Source organism: Caulobacter flavus, assembly GCF_003722335.1.
GTDB lineage: Bacteria > Pseudomonadota > Alphaproteobacteria > Caulobacterales > Caulobacteraceae > Caulobacter > Caulobacter flavus.
Genome location: NZ_CP026100.1, coordinates 2,064,949 through 2,082,648, shown reverse-complemented (window position 1 = coordinate 2,082,648; position 17,700 = coordinate 2,064,949). Strand labels below are relative to the sequence as shown.

Below are 17,700 nucleotides of genomic sequence, written 5' to 3'. Positions count from 1 at the left end.
CGCGCGACCATGACACCCGATCGCTTCGCCGAACTGGCGGCCGCCCATGGCGGCGACATCGGCCGCTGGCCGCAGGAGCTGCGCGAAGCCGCCCGCGCGGCCCTCGCCGCCGATCCGATCCGGCTGGGCGCGCTGCTGGCCGCCGAGGCCGACCTCGACCGGCTGCTCGACCTGGCCCCGGCCCAGGCCGCCGACGCGGCTCTGGTCGGCCGGCTGCTGGAAGCCGCGCCCAGGCCGCGCCGCGCGGCGGTCGCCTGGTGGGCCGGACTGGCGGCGGGCATGGGCCTGGCCGCCGCCGCCGTCGCCGGGGTCGCGGTCGGCGTCGCCTCGGGCGCGGGCGAGCGGCTGGACCGCCGGGCCGACGCCATCCTGGCCGCCGCCTACGACCCGACAGAGCCCGACGCGGCGACCGAGGCCCCGCCCGAGCTCCAGGATGAGGCGACCGACCTATGAGCGCCGACCGCCGCCTGATCGTCGCCCTGGCAGTCTCCGGCGCGCTGAACCTGTTCCTGGTCGGCGGCATCGCCGGCGCGGCCTGGATGCGCCACGAGGCCCGCCGCGAGGCGCCGGTCGCCGCCGCCCTGGCCCAGCGACCGCCGCTGTGGACCGCCGGCCGCGACCTGCCGCCCGAGCACCGCCGCGCCCTGCGTCGCACCCTGCGCGAAGCCGCCCTGGAGAACCGCGCCGACGCCCAAGCCGCCCGGGCCGAGCGGCGGGCCGTGGTCGACGCCATGCTGGACGGCCGCTTCGATCGCGCCCAGGCCGACCGCCGCATGGCCGCCGCCCGCACGCTGGAAGGCGGCGTCCGCGCCAAGGTCGACGGCCGGCTGACGGCCTTCGCCGAAAGCCTGCCGCCCGAGGAGCGCAAGGTGCTGGCCGAGGGCCTGCGCCGGGTCTACGCCCCGCGCCAGAAGCCGCGCGACAACGGCGACGGCGAACGGCCGCGAAGAAAAAACCGCGAGGCGCCGTAACCAAAACGCATCCGGCTCCGTATCTTCGAGGCTGTAACCGGAGACACGCCGTGCTGATCCGCCACCGTCCCGACCTGACCGACAACGACGTCACCGACAAGGCGCTGTATCTGCGCCGGCGCGAGTTCATCACGGGCGCGGCGGGCCTTGGTCTCGCGGGCGTGGGCCTGGCGGGCCTGGGCGGCGCCGCGGCCAGCGCCGCGCCCCTGGCCTTCAGCAAGGGCTTCTCGACCACCGAGAAGCCGACGCCCAGGAACGACGTCACCAGCTACAACAACTTCTACGAATTCGGCGTCGACAAGGGCGACCCGGCCGAGAACGCCGGCAAGCTGAAGACCCGCCCCTGGACCGTCCGCGTCGACGGCGCCTGCGAGGCCCCCAGGACCTTCGACATCGACGACCTGATCAAGGCCAACAAGCTGGAGGAGCGGATCTATCGCCTGCGCTGCGTCGAGGGCTGGTCGATGGTGATCCCCTGGGTCGGCTTTCCGCTTAAGGACCTGATCGCGGCGGTCAAACCGACCTCGAAGGCCAGGTTCGTCGCCTTCGAGACCCTGCTGCGCCCCTCGGAAATGACCGGCCAGCGCTGGGACGTGCTGCAGTGGCCCTATCGCGAGGGCCTGCGCATCGACGAGGCCGTCCATCCGCTGACCCTGATCGCCGTCGGCCTCTACGGCGAGACCCTCCCCAACCAGAACGGCGCGCCGCTGCGGCTGGTCGTGCCGTGGAAGTACGGCTTCAAGAGCATCAAGTCGATCACCCGCATCAGCCTGGTCGAGCGCCAGCCGCCGACGGCCTGGAACCTGTCGGCGCCGCGCGAGTACGGCTTCTATTCCAACGTCAATCCAGCCGTTGACCACCCCCGCTGGTCGCAGGCCACCGAACGCCGCATCGGCGAGTTCCGCCGGCGCGACACCCTGGCCTTCAACGGCTATGGCGAGTGGGTGGCGGACATGTATCGCGGCATGGATCTGAAGCGGAACTTCTGATGACGAACGCTGAAGAAGCCCCCTTCCCCCTCGATGGGGGAAGGGCCGGGGTTGGGGGTGACACGGCGCTGGCTAGCGGCAGGTCGTCAACCGAGAAGAATGCGGCGCCGCCGTCGTCACCCCCATCCCAACCCTTCCCCCATCAAGAGGGAAGGGCTCGAAGGAAACGCCCCTCCAAGACCCGCGACGCACTCGTCTACGCCGCGGTCTGGCTGGCCTGCGCCGCGCCGCTGGCGTGGCTTGCCTCCCGCGCCTTCACCGGCGACCTGGGCGTCAATCCGATCGAGACCCTGGTGCGCCAGCTGGGGGTCTGGGGTCTGCGGCTGCTGCTGGTCGGCCTGGCGATCACGCCGGCGGCGGTGATCCTGAGGAAGCCGCGCCTCGTGCGCTTTCGCCGGACCGTCGGCCTGTTCGCCTTCGCCTACGTGTCGCTGCATCTGCTCAGCTACATCGGCGTCGACCTCTATTTCGACTTCGGCCAGCTGTGGAAGGACATCCTCAAGCGGCCGTTCATCACCCTGGGCATGGCCGCCTTCGTGATGCTGGTTCCGCTGGCGATCACCTCGACCAACGGCTGGGTGGCGCGGATGGGGCGAGCGGCCTGGAGCCGGCTGCACTGGCTGATCTACCTGATCGTGCCCCTGGGCGTGGCCCACTACTACCTGCTGGTGAAGGCCGATCATCGGCCGCCGCTGGTGTACGGCGCGATCCTGGCGGTGCTGCTGGGGTGGCGGGCGTGGCGGAAGATCGCCGCACGCTAGGAACCTCCCCCTGTGGGGGACTGTTGCGAAATTCGGAACGTCGAAGAACAGACCAGAATCCGTTCGAGAACAGTTCGGAATCAAAAGGGGAAAGTCGTTCTTGTTTTACCCCATTATGCAACGATCCCCCTGTGGGGGAGGCGATCGCGCAGCGATCGGTGGGGGGAGTTGCGGGGAAACCGGCCGGCTTTATGGAAGCTGAAAACGTCCCCCCTCCGGCCCTCCGGGCCACCTCCCCCAGAGGGGGAGGATCTTCGGCCTTACTTCGCCGCCGTCTTCGCCCAGGCCTGCGCCTGGCCCAGCAGCCGCAGCACGTTGCCGCTCCAGATCGCCTCGATGTCGGCGTCGCTGTAGCCAGCGGCCTTGAGGCGGGCGGTGATCTTGGGCAGGTCGGCCACGTCCTCCAGGCCCTCGACGCCGCCGCCGCCGTCCCAGTCGGCGCCGACGCAGACGGCCTTGGCGCCGCCGATCTTCAGCACGTGGTTCATGCTGTCCATGAAGGTGTCGAAGTTGGCGCGCACGGGCGGGAACTTCGCGTCGACCTCGGCGCGCTTCTTGGCGTAGGCGACGACCTGCGCCTGGCTGGCCTCGTCGCCAGGACCCTTGCCCAGGGCCTCCAGCGCCGCCTTGCGCTCGGGGCTGTTGGTCGAGGCGCGCAGATAGACCGAGTTGATGCAGATCGCCCCGCCGCTCTGCGCGATCTTGCGGATATGCGCGTCGTCGAGATTGCGCGGATGGTCGAACACCGCCCGGGCGCCCGAGTGCGAGGCGATGACCGGAACCTTCGACAGGGCCACCGCCTGGTCCACGACGTCGTCGGAAGCGTGGCTGACGTCGATCAGGATCCCCAGGCGGTTGGCCTCGGCCAGCCAGCGCAAACCGAGCGGCGAGAAGCCGTTCCAGATCTTGCCCTTGGGGTCGGTCGAGCTGTCGGCGAACTGGTTGTTGCGGAAGTGGACCGGGCCGGCCATCCGCACCCCGGCGGCGTGGAAGGTCTGCAGCAGGGTGAGGTCCTCGCCCAGCGGCCAGCTGTTCTCGATGCTCTGGAAGGCGAACTTCTTGCCCGCCTTGTTGATGCGGATCGCATCCTCGGGGGTATAGGCCAGCTCGAACCTGTCGCTGTGGGCGGCCACCATCTCGCGGATCTCGGTCGCGCGGGTCAGGGCGAAGTCGCGGGCCTTGCGATAGCCCTCGGCGGTCAGGTCGCCCTGGCCGGTGTAGATCACGAAGAACCCGCCATCGAGGCCGCCGTCGTTCATGCGCGGCAGGTCGACCTGGCTGAAGTCCTGCGGCACGCTGTGGCGGTCGACCATGCTCCAGCCCGGCCGCGCGAAGTGCTCGGGCGTGTCGAGATGGGTGTCCAGCGTCAGGATGCGCTCGTGCAGCGCCCGATCAGCCTTGGAGACGGCAGCTTTCGAGACCGGAGCCTCGGCGGCGTGGGCGGCGACGCCCATAAGAGCGGCCGAGCCGAGGAGGACTGACAGCAGGCGACGCATGGAACACTCCGGAACAGCTGATCCGGCCAAGCTCCGCAATGCCGCAGGCGCCGTCAAGGGCGTTAGATTTTCTTCGCCCTCAAATCAGCCCCAGCGCCTTGAAGCTGGCCACCCCGTCGCGACCCACCACCAGGTGGTCGTGGACGGCGATGCTCAGCGCCTTGCCGGCGGTGACGATCTGCTTGGTCATCTCGATGTCGGGACGCGAGGGGGTGGGATCGCCGCTGGGGTGGTTGTGGAGCAGGATCAGGTTGGAGCTGGAAAGCTCCAGCGCCCGGCGCATCACCTCGCGCGGATAGACCGGCGCATGGTCGACCGTGCCGTGGTTCATCACCTCGTCGGCGATCAGCTGGTTCTTCTTGTCGAGGAACAGCACCCGGAACTGCTCGCGGGACTCGTTGGCCAGGGCGACGCGGACATAGCCCAGCAGCGCCGTCCACGACGAGATCACCGGCCGCTTGGTGATGCCCTCGCGCCCGGCCCGCAGAGTGGCCTCGTGCAGGATCTTCAGGTCGACCGCCGCCGTCTCGCCGACCCCGGAGACTGTCTTCAGCTCCTCGACGGTGGCGCCCAGCACCCCGGCGAACGAGCCGAACCGCGCCAGCAGCGCCTTGGCCAGCGGCTTGACGTCGCCGCGCGGCAGGCTGCGGAAGAGATAGAGCTCGAGCAGTTCGTAGTCGGGAAGGGCCGCCAGCCCTCCGGCCCGGGCCCGCTCGCGCAGGCGATCGCGATGACCCGTATGGTGGGCGGCGACCAGCGCGGCCTTGCCCGCCTTGGCGGCGGGGGCGGTCTTGTCCGCCTGGAGCGCGCGCGGCGCGGCCTCCGACACCTTCAAGGACTTGCCGCTGACCATCGCGCCCCTCTGCGTGAGCGCGATTAGAGCTTAACAATCTGGAGTTGTCGAGGACGGCGACGCGCCCTCGACGCCAGGGCGTGCGATCAGAACGCCGGAACCACCGCGCCCTTGTACTTCTCCGCCATGAACGCCTTCACCTCGGGCGAGGCCAGGGCCTTGGCCAGCTTGGCCACGCGCGGGTCGGCGGCGTTGTCCGGACGGGTGACCAGGAAGTTCACATAGGGGCTGGTCTTGTCCTCGATCAGCAGGGCGTCCTTGGCCGGGTCGAGCTTGGCGTCCAGGGCGTAGTTGGTGTTGATCACCGCCAGGTCGACCTGGTTCAGCACGCGCGGCAGGGTCGCCGACTCCAGCTCCTTGAACTTCAGGCCCTTCGGGTTGGCGGTGATGTCCTTGAGGGTCGAGACCGGGTTGGACGGGTCCTTCAGGGTGATCAGGCCGTTCTTGTTGAGCAGCAGCAGGGCGCGGCCGCCGTTGCTGGGCTCGTTGGGGATGGCCACCACAGCGCCGGCCGGCAGGTCGGCGATGGCCTTGATCTTCGAGGAATAGGCGCCCAACGGCTCGATGTGCACGCCGGCGACCTTGACCAGGCCCCAGCCGCGGTCGGCGTTGACGGTGTCGAGATAGGGACCGGTCTGGAAGTAGTTGGCGTCCAGATGCTTCTCGGCCAGCTGCACGTTGGGCTGGACGTAGTCGTTGAACACCTTGACGTCGAGCTTCAGGCCCTCGGCCGCCAGCTTCGGCTTGATGAACTCCAGGACCTCGGCATGCGGCACGGCGGTGGCGCCGACCACCAGGGTGTCGGCCGCCGAGGGCGCGGGCTGGCGGCTGCAGGCGGCCAGCAGGGCGAAGGCGGCGAGGCTGACGAGGGCGGCGCGGCGGGCGACCATGAACGGCTCCGATAAGTCGATAATTCCGGGAGGGTATTGCGCGAAAACGCCGGGGGCGCGGAATCAGTTTTCCTGGGGAGGGGTAGAGAGCCGCGGCTGGCCACCTCTCCCTGCCTCCCGTCATTCCCGCCCTTGTGGCGGGAACCCCTCTGTCAGCCGCAAGTGCGGTTGGGGCGGATCGCCGGCGATCCGCTTGCGCTTCACGTGCGGGCGGAACCAGAGGTTCCCGCCACAAGGGCGGGAATGACGGGAGTTTAGAGAGGGAGAGACAGCCCTCAGTCGTCGTTGGCCGGGTCTTCGGGGCCCTGGATGGTCCAGTTCGACACGAAGTCGGGGTTCTCCAGCACCTCGCCGTTGGCCAGGGTGTAGGTCCCCGGCTGGGCCTGCCGGATGTTCGAGGTCTGGGGCGGCAGCAGGTAGGTGTCGCCGTCCTCTTCCTGCGTCAGCAGGTCCACGAGAATGCCCTCTTCCGGGTCGGCCGAGAGGATGACGCCGTGGAACTGCTCGACGTCCTCGATCTCGCCGTCGGCGTCGAGGAAGGTCAGGCCCACCAGGATGATGCGGCCGGGCAAGGTGTCGGCCAGCGCCTGGTCCCAGTGCTCGGGCGGCGGGGCGGAGAGGATTTCGTCGATCATGAGGGGTTCTTAGGCCCCTGCCCTCGCGCCCGCAATCACCGGTGCGAGACCTTCCGCACCACCGTGTCGCCGACCATCTGCAGCACCTGCACCAGGACCAGCAGCAGCACCACGGTCACCACCATGACGTCGGTCTGGAAGCGCTGGTAGCCGAAGCGGATGGCCAGGTCGCCGAGGCCCCCGGCCCCGACCACCCCGGCCATGGCCGTATAGGAGACGAGCGCGATGGCGGTCACGGTGGCGCCGGCGATGATCCCCGGCATGGCTTCGGGCAGCAGCGCGCCCAGCACCACCTGGCGGCGCGTGGCGCCCAGGGCGAAGCTGGCCTCGACCACGCCCTTGTCGACTTCGCGCAGGGCGGTCTCGACCAGGCGCGCGTAGAACGGCGCGGCGCCCACCACCAGCGGCGGGATGGCCCCGGCCACGCCCAGAGAGGTGCCGACCAGCAGCACCGTCAGCGGGATCATCACGATCAGCAGGATCACGAACGGCACCGAGCGCAGGATGTTGACCAGCAGGCCCAGCGCCGTATGGGCGGGCTTGTTCTCCAGCATCTGGCCCTTGCCGGTCAGGAACAGGATCACGCCCAGCGGCAGGCCCAGCACCACGGTCAGCACCATCGAGCCGCCGAGCATGGTCAGGGTGTCGAGCGTAGCCAGACCGATATCGGCCCAGTCGATGTTGGAAAACAGGCTCATCGGGCCTTCTCCAGTCGATCAACCCGCACGTCGGCGGCCTCGAAGCGGGCGATGGCGGCCTCGACGTCGCCGCCGGTCAGGGCCAGGGTCAGCTGGCCGTACGGCGCGTCCCGCAGCTTGTGGATGCGGCCGCCGAGGATCGAGTAGTCGACGCCGGTCTCGCGGGCCACCGCCCCCAGCACCGGCTTGTAGGTGGCCTCGCCCTTGAAGGTCAGCCGCACCAGCACCCCGGCCGGCAGGGCGGTCTCGGACATATCCTCGGCCTCGCCGACGAAGCGCCGGGCCGTGTCGCTGGCCGGGTGCAGGAACACCGCCTCCACCGGCCCCTGCTCGACCACGCGGCCGCCCTCCAGCACCGCCACCCGGTCGCAGACGCGGCGCACCACGTCCATCTCGTGGGTGATCAGCACGATGGTCAGGCCCAGTTCCCGGTTGAGATCGGAGATCAGGGCCAGGATCTGCTCGGTCGTTTCCGGATCCAGCGCGCTGGTGGCCTCGTCGCACAGCAGGATCTTGGGCGCCGTGGCCAGCGCCCGGGCGATGCCGACGCGCTGCTTCTGGCCGCCCGACAGCTGGGCCGGATACTTGGCGGCGTGCTCGGAAAGGCCCACCCGCGCCAGCAGTTCGGCCGTCCGCGCCTTGATCTCGGCGGGCGCGCGCCCCGCCAGCTTCAGCGGGAAGGCGACGTTCTGCTCGACCGTCTTGGACGACAGCAGGTTGAAGTGCTGAAAGATCATGCCGACGCGGCGGCGCAGGGCCCGAAGGCCCGCGACGTCCAGCGCCGCCACGTCGTCGCCGTCGACGATCACCTTGCCGCCGGTGGGCAGCTCCAGGCCGTTGATCAGGCGGATCAGGGTCGACTTGCCGGCCCCCGAGGCGCCGATGACCCCGAACACCTCCCCCTGCGCGACCTCGAGCGAGGCCTCGCGCAGGGCCGCGTGGCCGCTGGAGCCCTTCCCGGCGGCGTAGGTCTTGGAGACGGCTTCGAAACGGATCACCGGCGGCTGGTCCTTACTTCGCGGCCGGCGCGACGGCGGCCGGGGCGGCCGCGCGCGGCGGGGCGTTCTTGACGTAGCGGTCCATCCAGTCGGTCATCTCCCACAGGGTGTGCATCACCGACTCCCGGGCGCGATAGCCGTGGGCCTCGTAGGGCAGCACGGTGTAGCGCACGGTGGCCCCCGCCCCCTTCAGCGCGGCGTAGAAGCGCTCGCTCTGGATCGGGAAGGTGCCGGAGTTGTCGTCCGCCTCGCCGTGGATCAGCAGGATCGGCTCGTTGACCTGCTTCACATAGGTGAAGGGGCTCATCTTCGTATAGGTGTCGGTGGCCTGCCAGTAGGTGCGCTGCTCGGACTGGAAGCCGAACGGCGTCAGGGTGCGGTTGTAGGCGCCCGACCGCGCGATGCCGGCCCGGAAGAGGTCGGAGTGGGCCAGCAGGTTGGCGGTCATGAACGCGCCATAGCTGTGGCCGCCCACGGCGATACGGTCGCGGTCGGCCACGCCCAGGGCCACGACCGCGTCGACCGCGGCCTTGGCGTCGGCTACGAGCTGTTCAACATAGGTGTCGTTGGGCTCGGCCCCGTCCTTGCCGATGATCGGCATGCCCGGACCGTCCAGCACCGCATAGCCCTGGGTCAGCAGGAACAGGTGGCTGGCGCCGCCCGGACGGGTGAAGCGGTTGCCCGCGTCCACCGTCTGGCCGGCCACCGAGGCGTCGGTGAACTCCTCGGGATAGGCCCACATCAGCATCGGCAGCGGGCCGTCCTTGGCCTTGTCGTAGCCGGCCGGCAGATAGAGGTCGCCCGACAGCTTCACGCCGTCGGCGCGGTTGTAGGTGATGGTCTGCTTGGTGACGCCGGCGAACTGCGGGGCGCGGTCGACGAACTTGGTCAGGGCCCGGCCGTTACCGCCCTTCAGCGGCTTCACGAAGTAGTTCGGAACCTCGTCCTTGCTCTCGCGGCGGGTGATCAGGGTCTTGCCGGCTTCGTCGGCGAAGGTGACCGGGGCCTCGTAGTACGGGGCCTTGGCCTGCCACAGGCGGGTGGTCTTGCCATCGGCCAGGTTCATCACGCCCACGAACGGGAACTCGCCCTTGGCCGTCGCGCCTTCTCCGGAGACGAACAGGCCCTTGCCGTCCGGCGTGAAGTGCAGGACCTCCTCGCCGAGCGCGTTGCGGCGGCTCATGGCCGAGCCCGGATCGTTGTAGCGGTCCTGGTAGTTGCGCTCGATCAGCACGCGGCCGGCGCCGGGCTTGGACGGATCGACGGCCAGGCGCTTTTCCTTGCGGTTGTCGAACCAGCGGCTGTGGACCAGGGCGAAGTCGTCGCGCCCCCACTCGATGCCGCCATAGCGCAGGTCGAGATCGACCAGGGTGACCGGCGCGGCCTCGAACGGCGCGGCCTGCATCAGCACGCGGTCGTGGATCTCGACCTTCTTCTTCGGGTCGCCGCCGTCCTGGGCCTCGACCCAGACCAGGGTGGCGGGCGCGTCGTCGCGCCACTGCGGGCTGCGGGGCCCTGCCACCACCGCGTCGAAGGCCGACGACAGGTTGTCGGCCAGCGGGCGGTCGACCAGGGTCTTGACCAGCTTGCCGTCGGTCGCGTCGACCACCTGGATCTCGGTGGGGAAGCGGGCGGCCGGCACCAGGTAGCTGTAGGGGCGCTTGAGGCGCGTCGTCAGCAGGAAGCGGCCGTCGGGCGAGACCGAGAAGCCGCTGATCACGCCCGGCGCGCCGACCGGGGTGATCGCGCCGTCGGCCAGCGACACCCGGGCCAGCTGGCTGGTGAAGTAGTGATCGAACAGCGCCTCGTCGTGGGCGTCGCCCAGCAGGTCCTGGTAGGTGCGGATGGCGGCGGTGCGGCCGGCCGACTGCTGGACGATCGGGCCCTCGGGCGCGGCCGGCTGCGCCGGCGCCGCGCCACGGCCCTCCGGGACCTGGCGGATAATCAGGCCCGCGTCGCCGGGCAGCCAGTCATAGGCCGCGCCGAAGGCGGCGTTCAGCACCGGGCCGGTCAGCTTGCGGACCTTGGCGGTCTTCAGGTCGGCGACCCACAGCTCCAGCCCGGTCGGGGCCTCCATCACCAGGGCCAGCTGCTGGCCGTCGCTCGACCAGCGCGGCAGGATGAAGCGCGCGCCCTGCGGCAGGGCCACCTCGCGCACGGCGCCGGTCTTGACGTCCTCGAAGGCCAGGCTGTTGGACCAGGTGGTGCGGGCCTCGATCGGGCCGTTGGTGCGCGGATTGATGCGATAGCCGCCCAGGCGCAGGATCGGATCGGCCACCGCCCGGATCGGCGGCAGGTTCTCGCGGCCCAGCAGGGCCAGGGTCTTGCGCTCGGGGCTCAGCGTGACGGCCGGCGTCGGCGCGGCGTCGAGGATCTGGGCGATCGGCGCCGGCGGCGTGCGATAGGCCTCGCCAGCGACGGCGACGGAGGCGACGGCCCCGCCGGTCAGCGCCGCCAGCACGGCGGTCGAAGCCAGGGCCGCGGCGCGGCGACGGAATTGGATGTCGAACATGATGCCCCCGAGAAACGCGTAGGAGGGGCAGCAATAGGCGCGCTTACGGCTCAGGTGAACGGGAAATCGGGCTCGGGGCGGGATATCGGTGGTTGGTTTGACAAGGATGAGAAGCCGAAGCCAAACGTCCTGCGTCCCTGCCGAAAAGCCGCTAAGTGCTAAAAGCGGACGTTGGCATCCTGCCGAACTGGAGACATAGGATACAAGCGAAGAAGGCGGTGTGACCGCTCAAGTCGGTAGTCCATTGCTGACCGAGGCGCCAAACTGGTAGGAGTCATCCTGGGTCGTGTAACCCGAAATGCATGAGGTGAGGCAGGAGTTGATCGCAGCACCGCAGCCGAACCGACCAAGGCTACAGTCATCTCCCTCGACCGAGTTATTCGACCAGAATGGCGGAGGAGAAATACCGGTCGCTCAAACAAAAGCCCCTCCCAGCTCTTTGCCCCACTCTCTAATACGCTCCGCTATCCGACTGATTGAGGCGCGGGGGCATTTATCGTCGGAGGCGCGGCTCGATCTTTGTCGTCGGCTGCTGGCGAACGACCCGTCAGCCCTCGCGGAAACAGGTTGGGGTCCAGAGTTTACAACTCTACCCTTGGATGAGCGGCATTACCGCATCAGCGCCCTCTATATGCGTATGATGCCCACCAGGAGGCGTCAGCAGTTGGCCGCCTTCTTCACCCCCCTCACCTATGCGACCATGTGTTCGAGCGGCTTGAGCGCTATGGCTACGACGTGAGTCAGCACCGGCTCCTTGATCCCGCTTCTGGCGGGGCCGCCTTCCTAGTTCCCGCCGCTCGGCGACTCCTTGACCAACTGAAAAGGCAGGGTCTTTCAGGCGAGGCCGTCGTGGAACGTGCTCGCGAGTTGTTGGCAGGGGTCGAGATTGAGCCGGGCCTAGCGCGGCTGTCCGAGATGCTACTCGCCGACGTCTTTGACGCGGAGCTGCGAGCCGCTGACCAAGACAGTCTGCGTGTTGTGAACCGAGCTAACGGACTTAAGATTTCAGGGTCTGAACAGTTCGGCGCAGTGATAAGCAATCCGCCGTACGGCAGAGTCTTCCGGGCATCCAGGGCCACGATCGCACGCTGGCAGTCTGTAATTACCGACGGTCACGTAAACACCTACGCTCTATTCATTGCCGCCGCGCTTGAACAAGCTCGGGCCGGTGGATTAGTGGCTGTGATCGTACCTACCAGCTTTATGTCCGGTCCGTATTTCGCCGGGCTGCGGGAATATATCCTCGCAACTTCAGAAGTACTTGAGATCAACATCGTAGAAAAGCGATCAGAGGTTTTCCTCGATGTTGTACAGGACACTTGCGTCCTGATTATGAGAAAACGCGGAGTGGGCGCTATAGTAGATTGGCAGCCCCCCACGACGATGGTTGTGACCGCCGGAAAGAGCCGCCCGCTCGGGTGCGCGGATCTCCCAGTTTCTGGGCGGCGGGCTTGGGGCCTACCTACCGCAAGCGATGAGGCAGAGCTGCCCCTGTTCGATGATCGCCTGAGCGATCTGTGGGAATGGGGCTATCAGGCGCGATCAGGCTACTTCGTCTGGAACCGTTCGCGAGCGAGACTGACGGAGCGATCAACTCCACTCGCCGGCGAGGTGCCACTCATCTGGGCCAACAATATTCAGCCAAATGCTCGGATCGAGCTCCAGACCCGAAAAGGCGGGACTACGGCAAGCAAGGGCCAAATCTCATGCGTCACATTGCCAGCAGGAAGCAGCGCCCTCATTAGGGGGCCGGCTATTGTGCTGCAGCGGACTACTAATCGATCGCAAAAGAGACGAATAGTCGCGGGTCTGGTGGATGCAGAAGCAGCGAACCGGTTTGGTGGATTCGTGACGGAGAACCACACTATCGTGGTTCTACCGAGGATGGACACTTCACAGCTGGTGCCTATCCAGACTGTCCTGCAACTTCTCAACAGCTCGGTTTTGGATGCTCAGTACAGACGCCTGTCCGGCACGGTAAGCGTCAGCACCAAGGTGCTCCAGCGGATGGGCCTGCCGCCAGCCAAGCTCTTGCTCCGCCACTTGGACGCCGGAAAAGATGAAGACACCGCGTTGCGGCTAGCCTATCGCGAGGCACTATCTTAAGCTGAGACGATCACCACCCTGTTCGCATACGCTGAGGGCAGGAATGTCGCAGGGAGATCCACCTCCGGCGTCACGAGGATTTGCGCCCTCGTGCGCCCGTTGCGCAGCATAGCGTCTATTTGTGTTTCGTGGCTGCGAATCAGGGCCTGTAGGATAACTCCGTAGGGCGACAGATTAGTAGGCAGCGATCCGGACCCTGCTTTTGCTGCTTCCAGACAGGCGCGGAGGTCCTCGACCGTTAGTTCCGCGTCCTTGAGAATGCCACGAACAGTCTCGGCCAGCCCGCGCAGGTTTTCCGGCAACTCATCTGATCGCCACATTGCCCTACAGATGTCGATGATGGCGGCGGTTGTCGTGGTAGGTTTATGCTCAAGCTGTAGGCTGGGACTGTGGGACAACGCCTCAGCCTGCTGGAGCGAGAGCTCCGCGAACTCTATGGCAGCCTTGAGGTGGGACACGATCCGGTCTTTGCCCCATCTAACATCTTCAGTTTTGTAACTAAGGTCGTGCGTGGCTATCCCCCAAGCATGCTGCAGGAAGGTCTTTACCTGAACCTCGAATATAACGTTGTCGATCGGCTCGGGCGGCCTAGATCCATCATTGCCGCGGGCGCAATAGAGGCGCAGATCATCAAACGGGAAGCTGTCGGCATTCTTGCTCGTCTTCGAGGCGACTGGCGGTCGGCGATACCGAATCTCGAAATGCTGCTCGATCCAGCGGATCGCATCATCGATAGAAGCACTGTTTGGCACAACGATCGTGCAAGCAAGAAAATCCTCTAACGCCTCCGGGCTTTTGACCCGGCCTGTCTCGACCTTAATCGTGAAACTTTTAATTTCCTTTATCCGGCTTTCGAAATGCCACCGCCTGGGCTTGGAGGCTTCCAGAGTTCGATCAACTTGCGCGCGCAACACCTCAGCAACCGGCCTTTGCTGATCGTAGAGCGCCCGGATGGAGGCTTGAACTTTCACGGAGCGAGAAGTTCTGCGCTGAGGATCGCGTGCCGGGCCAAGCGCTGGGCTGGTTCGGTGCTGGCACCTCGGGACGCTTCTCGATACTCATCCGCATGCACGTAATCGCCACCAGGCAGAGGTAAGCCCGGCCCGCGGTCCGCAAGCTCCTCGACCTTGGCCATGAAGGCCTGGTACCGATTAGCGAGTACAGTGGCCTCGGGTAGGAGGTCTGCGGTCGCTAGCACGCCCCAGAGCGAGTAAATGTGGGTGAAGGTGCGAGCGATCTCAGTGACGGATTTGTTGTACCCCTCCATCGCCACCAAGGCTGATTTGCCGGCCTCCATCCGATCTTCAAAGGCTTGGACATCGAAGTCTGGCAACTCATCAAGATCATCATAGGCAGCATAGAGATCGTCTAGATCGTCCTGACTAAACCCATTGGGCCCGCCCTCAAGTACCACTGCGATAAGCTCAGAGATGAATTGGACGTCTGTCATCCGAGTGGCCCGTGCTCGGGTGGCGACACCAAGCGAACGCCACACCTCGAGCTCCGCCTCGGCCTCCGCCTTGGTGATCAGCCAGCCGTCAAATTTGGCATGACGAAGTTCTTGACCGGTCAGCTTGCGCGAATTGCGGTTCAGGCGGTCGAATACGTCCTTGACCAGCTTAGCGTCTTGGAAATCAATCATTTCAACTGGCAGTTGATAATTCCAGAACCGAGATTTCATCTCGAAATCGTCAGCGAGGTCCGAAAATCGCTTGTGATTAAGTCGAACATCACCGTAATCTTGGGCGATACGCAGCTTTCCTTTCGAGAAGCGAAGAATTGTTTCTAGACGCTGCTTCCCATCTACAACGTAGTATTTGACCGCACCGGTCTCAGAAATGACCTTATGCAGGAAAATAGCTGGAGACGGGAAGTTTCTGAAAATCGTGTCTAGGAAGAACCGGCGATCCTTCGCTGTCCAGACGCTTCGTCGCTGGTAAGGCGGGTCCAGATCAAGCTGACCGTTTTTGTCGAGATCGAGCAACCAAGAAATATCCTGTGTCGTCGGCCTGCGGTCCATAGTTGCCTCCCCGTCTCTGTACCTAGCGTATGACCCGCCTGTTCGGGCATTGCAACGGGAGGATGCATAGACGGCCTAGATCAAAGCGACTCCCGAAAGCGGACCATCAACTGCTGCGTCGAGCCGAGACGGCCCCAAGCCCCCTACCGTCTCACCACCGCCCCGCCCTTCATCACGAACACCGGCTTCTCAAGCACGGTGACATCCGCCAGCGGGTCGCCCGAGACCGCGATCAGGTCGGCGTAGCGCCCGGCGGTGACCTGGCCCAGGTCCTTGTCTCGGCCCAGGGCCTGGGCGGCGTTGAGGGTGGCGGCCTGGATGGCCTGCAGGGGCGTGGCGCCATAGCGGACCATGACGGCGAACTGGCGGGCGTTGTCGCCGTGCGGATAGACCCCGGCGTCGGTGCCGTAGACCATCTTCACGCCGCCCTTCAGGGCCTTGCGGAAGTTCTCGCGCTGGATCTCGGCGATGTCGCGGTCCTTGCGCAGGTTGTCCTCCAGCACGCCGTTCTTGCGCCCTTCGGACTGGGTGTAGTCGGTGTTGTAGATGTCCATCGAGAACCAGGTCCCCTTCTGGGCGGCCAGCCTGATGCCCTCGTCGTCGACGAGGCTGGCGTGCTCGATGGTGTCGATGCCGGCGCGGATGGCCTCCTTGATGCCCGCCCCGCCGTGGGCGTGGGCGGCGACCTTGAGGCCGGCCATGTGGGCCTCGTCGGCCACGGCCTTCATCTCGTCGTAGGTCAGTTGCTGCTGGCCCGGCTCGTCGCCGCGCGAGAACACCCCGCCGGTGGCGCAGATCTTGATCACCTGGGCGCCGTACTTCTTGAGCGTGCGCACCGCCTTGCGGGCCTGGTCGGGGCTGTCGATGTTGTAGGGGGCCTTCTGGTCCATCGACGGCGGGAAGAAGGTGCTGTCGCAGTGGCCGCCGGTGGCCCCGATGGCGTAGGTGGCGGTCACGATGCGCGGGCCGGGCACGACGCCCTCGTCGACGGCCTCGCGCAGGCCCACGTCGTTGAAGCGATCCGCGCCGACGTTGCGCACGGTGGTGAAGCCGGCCTCCAGCGTGGCCTTGGCGTTGGCGGTCTGGGTCACGCTCCAGAAGGCGTCGCTGAACTGCAGGGCGTTGTAGCCGCCATAGACCGGCGAGGCGTCGAGGTGCACGTGCATGTCGATCAGGCCGGGCAGCAGGGTCGCGCCGGGCAGGTCGACGGCCTCGGCGTCGGCGGGGATGGCGAAGTCGCCGGCCTTGCCGACGGCGGTGATCCGGCCGGCGACGACCAGCACCACGGGCTTGTCGACATAGCGGCCGCTGGCCACGTCGAGCAGCCGGGCGGCGGTGACGACCTTCGTCTCGGCGGCCCCCGCGAGCGTCGGGACGGCCAGCGTCAGGGCGACCGCCAGGGTCGAAATCGTCGGTCCACGCATGCTGTCGGCCTCGCTGATCTGAACGCGAGGACGCTAGAGCGTGACCGTGAAAGTGGAAAGGGCGGCCGCGCATGGCGGCCGCCCCTTTTTCGTCAGGCCTTGAAGAAGGCCAGCAGGTCGGGGTTCACGATCTCCGGATGGGTCGTGCACATACCGTGCGGCAGGCCCTTGTAGACCTTCAGCTCGCCCTTCTTGACCAGCTTGGCCGACAGCAGCGCGGAGTCGGCGATCGGCACGATCTGGTCGTCGTCGCCGTGCATCACCAGAACCGGCACGTCGACCTTCTTGAGGTCGTCGGTGAAGTCGGTCTCGGAGAAGGCCTTGATGCAGTCGTAGTGGGCCTTGACGCTGCCGGTCATGCCCTGGCGCCACCAGTTCCAGATCACGCCCTGGTCGACCTTCGCGCCCGGACGGTTGTAGCCGTAGAACGGACCGGCCGGCACGTCGTAGAAGAACTGCGCGCGGTTGCCGGCGGTGGCGGCGCGGAAGCCGTCGAACACCTCGATCGGCAGGCCGCCCGGGTTCTTGTCGCTCTTGACCATGATCGGCGGCACCGCGCCGATCAGCACGGCCTTGGCCACGCGGCCCGGCTTGGCGCGGGCGACGTAGTGGATCACCTCGCCGCCGCCGGTCGAGTGGCCCACGTGGATGGCGTTCTTCAGGTCGAGGTGGTCGGTCAGGGCCGCGACGTCGGCGGCGTAGGTGTCCATCTCGTTGCCGGTGTCGGTCTGGGTCGAGCGGCCATGGCCCCGGCGATCATGGGCGATCACCCGGAAGCCCTGGGCGTAGAAGAACATCATCTGGTTGTCCCAGTCGTCGGCCGTCAGCGGCCAGCCGTGGTGGAACACGATCGGCTGGGCGGTCTTGGGACCCCAGTCCTTGTAGTAGATCTGCACGCCGTCCTTGGTCGTGACGTAACCGCTGCTCATGGTCTTGGCTCCTGGGGTAGGGCTCGCGGGCGAGGCCGCGGCGAAGGTCGGCGCGACCGCGAAGGCCGCCAGGCCGAGGCCGACGGCGAGGACGTCCCGGCGCGAGGCGCCGTCGTCGGAGGAGTGGGTGGTCATCGGTCGCCCTCTGCATCGAACAATCGGGGGCGTGTTTTGTTGCGGCCCCGAACGAGGGGCAAAGTGGCTCAGAGCACGGGAGCGGGCTTGAACGTATCGCGCTGCGGCTGGGACGAACGCGCTTCGGTGTGAACCTGAGGGAGCTTGGACCTCTCCCCCTCCAACGCCTGTCATTCCCGCCCTCATGGCGGGACCCCCTCTGTCAGCCGAAGGGGCGTATGGGACGGCGTGCCCAGCACGCCGCTGGCGCTTCACGTGCGAACGGAACCAGGATTTCCCGCCA

General features: G+C 66.9%; 15 protein-coding genes and 1 pseudogene. 5 read left to right on the top strand and 11 right to left on the bottom strand.

All coding sequences use genetic code 11. From position 1 onward, the window contains the following. Positions 1-9 precede the first annotated feature (9 nt). The 4 genes from C1707_RS09790 to msrQ are packed head-to-tail and all read left to right on the top strand — an operon-like array spanning position 10 to position 2,721. Positions 10-453 (top strand): hypothetical protein, encoded by a 444-nt coding sequence (locus C1707_RS09790; protein ID WP_101713897.1) that lies wholly within the window; start codon positions 10-12, stop codon positions 451-453. Further along, positions 450-971 carry a periplasmic heavy metal sensor gene (locus C1707_RS09785; RefSeq protein ID WP_101713896.1) on the top strand — a complete coding sequence of 174 codons (522 nt, stop codon included), beginning with the start codon at positions 450-452 and terminating at the stop codon, positions 969-971. Before C1707_RS09790 ends, C1707_RS09785 begins: the two co-directional genes overlap by 4 nt. A 50-nt stretch (positions 972-1,021) precedes the next feature. Further along, on the top strand, positions 1,022-1,960 hold the full coding sequence (gene msrP / locus C1707_RS09780; protein ID WP_101713895.1) for a protein-methionine-sulfoxide reductase catalytic subunit MsrP: 939 nt from the start codon (positions 1,022-1,024) through the stop codon (positions 1,958-1,960). Next, complete coding sequence (gene msrQ, locus C1707_RS09775) at positions 1,960-2,721, top strand: protein-methionine-sulfoxide reductase heme-binding subunit MsrQ (RefSeq protein WP_101713894.1); 762 nt, start codon at positions 1,960-1,962, stop codon at positions 2,719-2,721. Before msrP ends, msrQ begins: the two co-directional genes overlap by 1 nt. Positions 2,722-2,981: 260 nt before the next feature. On the opposite strand, the gene C1707_RS09770 is transcribed toward msrQ, so the two are convergent. The 7 genes from C1707_RS09770 to C1707_RS09735 form a co-directional block, all read right to left on the bottom strand. Then, positions 2,982-4,217 carry a dipeptidase gene (locus C1707_RS09770; protein ID WP_101713886.1) on the bottom strand — a complete coding sequence of 412 codons (1,236 nt, stop codon included), beginning with the start codon at positions 4,215-4,217 and terminating at the stop codon, positions 2,982-2,984. A 79-nt stretch (positions 4,218-4,296) separates the two neighbouring features. Next, positions 4,297-5,070: a RadC family protein gene (gene radC, locus C1707_RS09765; RefSeq protein WP_101713885.1), complete on the bottom strand. Its 774-nt coding sequence runs from the start codon at positions 5,068-5,070 to the stop codon at positions 4,297-4,299. A gap of 86 nt (positions 5,071-5,156) precedes the next feature. Beyond that, a complete protein-coding gene (locus C1707_RS09760) occupies positions 5,157-5,960 on the bottom strand; it encodes a MetQ/NlpA family ABC transporter substrate-binding protein (RefSeq protein ID WP_101713884.1) in 804 nt (267 codons plus the stop codon). Between the two features lie 275 nt (positions 5,961-6,235). Then, positions 6,236-6,595: a hypothetical protein gene (locus C1707_RS09750; RefSeq protein ID WP_101713883.1), complete on the bottom strand. Its 360-nt coding sequence runs from the start codon at positions 6,593-6,595 to the stop codon at positions 6,236-6,238. A gap of 35 nt (positions 6,596-6,630) precedes the next feature. Continuing rightward, positions 6,631-7,293, bottom strand: a complete 663-nt coding sequence (locus C1707_RS09745) for a methionine ABC transporter permease (RefSeq protein WP_101713882.1) — start codon at positions 7,291-7,293, stop codon at positions 6,631-6,633. Then, positions 7,290-8,291 (bottom strand): methionine ABC transporter ATP-binding protein, encoded by a 1,002-nt coding sequence (locus C1707_RS09740; protein ID WP_101713881.1) that lies wholly within the window; start codon positions 8,289-8,291, stop codon positions 7,290-7,292. Before C1707_RS09740 ends, C1707_RS09745 begins: the two co-directional genes overlap by 4 nt. Before the next feature lie 13 nt (positions 8,292-8,304). After that, the gene (locus C1707_RS09735; protein WP_101713880.1) at positions 8,305-10,803 is read right to left on the bottom strand and encodes a S9 family peptidase; all 2,499 of its coding nucleotides are present in this window, start codon (positions 10,801-10,803) and stop codon (positions 8,305-8,307) included. A gap of 654 nt (positions 10,804-11,457) precedes the next feature. Between C1707_RS09735 and C1707_RS09730 the strand changes: the two are divergent. Beyond that, positions 11,458-12,909 (top strand): annotated as a pseudogene (locus C1707_RS09730) (Eco57I restriction-modification methylase domain-containing protein); the annotation flags it as partial. Here the strand turns inward: C1707_RS09730 and C1707_RS09725 are convergent. From C1707_RS09725 to C1707_RS09710, 4 genes are all read right to left on the bottom strand, one after another. Then, entirely contained in the window at positions 12,906-13,880 is a 975-nt protein-coding gene (locus C1707_RS09725) for a nucleotidyltransferase family protein (protein WP_101713878.1), read from the bottom strand. The pseudogene C1707_RS09730 and the gene C1707_RS09725 overlap by 4 nt on opposite strands. Beyond that, the gene (locus tag C1707_RS09720; protein WP_101713877.1) at positions 13,877-14,929 is read right to left on the bottom strand and encodes a DUF262 domain-containing protein; all 1,053 of its coding nucleotides are present in this window, start codon (positions 14,927-14,929) and stop codon (positions 13,877-13,879) included. The genes C1707_RS09725 and C1707_RS09720 overlap by 4 nt, the downstream gene beginning before the upstream one ends. Positions 14,930-15,072: 143 nt before the next feature. Next, positions 15,073-16,353 carry a Xaa-Pro dipeptidase gene (locus tag C1707_RS09715; RefSeq protein WP_101713876.1) on the bottom strand — a complete coding sequence of 427 codons (1,281 nt, stop codon included), beginning with the start codon at positions 16,351-16,353 and terminating at the stop codon, positions 15,073-15,075. 92 nt (positions 16,354-16,445) lie between these two features. Continuing rightward, entirely contained in the window at positions 16,446-17,282 is an 837-nt protein-coding gene (locus tag C1707_RS09710) for an alpha/beta fold hydrolase (protein WP_205686856.1), read from the bottom strand. Positions 17,283-17,700 lie beyond the last annotated feature (418 nt).

Excerpts from the sequence above, each read along its gene's own strand:
- C1707_RS09790 (WP_101713897.1), top strand. The coding sequence starts at position 10 with ATGACACCCGATCGCTTCGCCGAACTGGCGGCCGCCCATGGCGGCGAC.
- C1707_RS09785 (WP_101713896.1), top strand. The coding sequence starts at position 450 with ATGAGCGCCGACCGCCGCCTGATCGTCGCCCTGGCAGTCTCCGGCGCG.
- msrQ (WP_101713894.1), top strand. The coding sequence starts at position 1,960 with ATGACGAACGCTGAAGAAGCCCCCTTCCCCCTCGATGGGGGAAGGGCC.
- C1707_RS09770 (WP_101713886.1), bottom strand. The coding sequence starts at position 4,217 with ATGCGTCGCCTGCTGTCAGTCCTCCTCGGCTCGGCCGCTCTTATGGGC.
- radC (WP_101713885.1), bottom strand. The coding sequence starts at position 5,070 with ATGGTCAGCGGCAAGTCCTTGAAGGTGTCGGAGGCCGCGCCGCGCGCG.
- C1707_RS09760 (WP_101713884.1), bottom strand. The coding sequence starts at position 5,960 with ATGGTCGCCCGCCGCGCCGCCCTCGTCAGCCTCGCCGCCTTCGCCCTG.
- C1707_RS09750 (WP_101713883.1), bottom strand. The coding sequence starts at position 6,595 with ATGATCGACGAAATCCTCTCCGCCCCGCCGCCCGAGCACTGGGACCAG.
- C1707_RS09745 (WP_101713882.1), bottom strand. The coding sequence starts at position 7,293 with ATGAGCCTGTTTTCCAACATCGACTGGGCCGATATCGGTCTGGCTACG.
- C1707_RS09735 (WP_101713880.1), bottom strand. The coding sequence starts at position 10,803 with ATGTTCGACATCCAATTCCGTCGCCGCGCCGCGGCCCTGGCTTCGACC.
- C1707_RS09720 (WP_101713877.1), bottom strand. The coding sequence starts at position 14,929 with ATGGACCGCAGGCCGACGACACAGGATATTTCTTGGTTGCTCGATCTC.
- C1707_RS09715 (WP_101713876.1), bottom strand. The coding sequence starts at position 16,353 with ATGCGTGGACCGACGATTTCGACCCTGGCGGTCGCCCTGACGCTGGCC.
- C1707_RS09710 (WP_205686856.1), bottom strand. The coding sequence starts at position 17,282 with ATGAGCAGCGGTTACGTCACGACCAAGGACGGCGTGCAGATCTACTAC.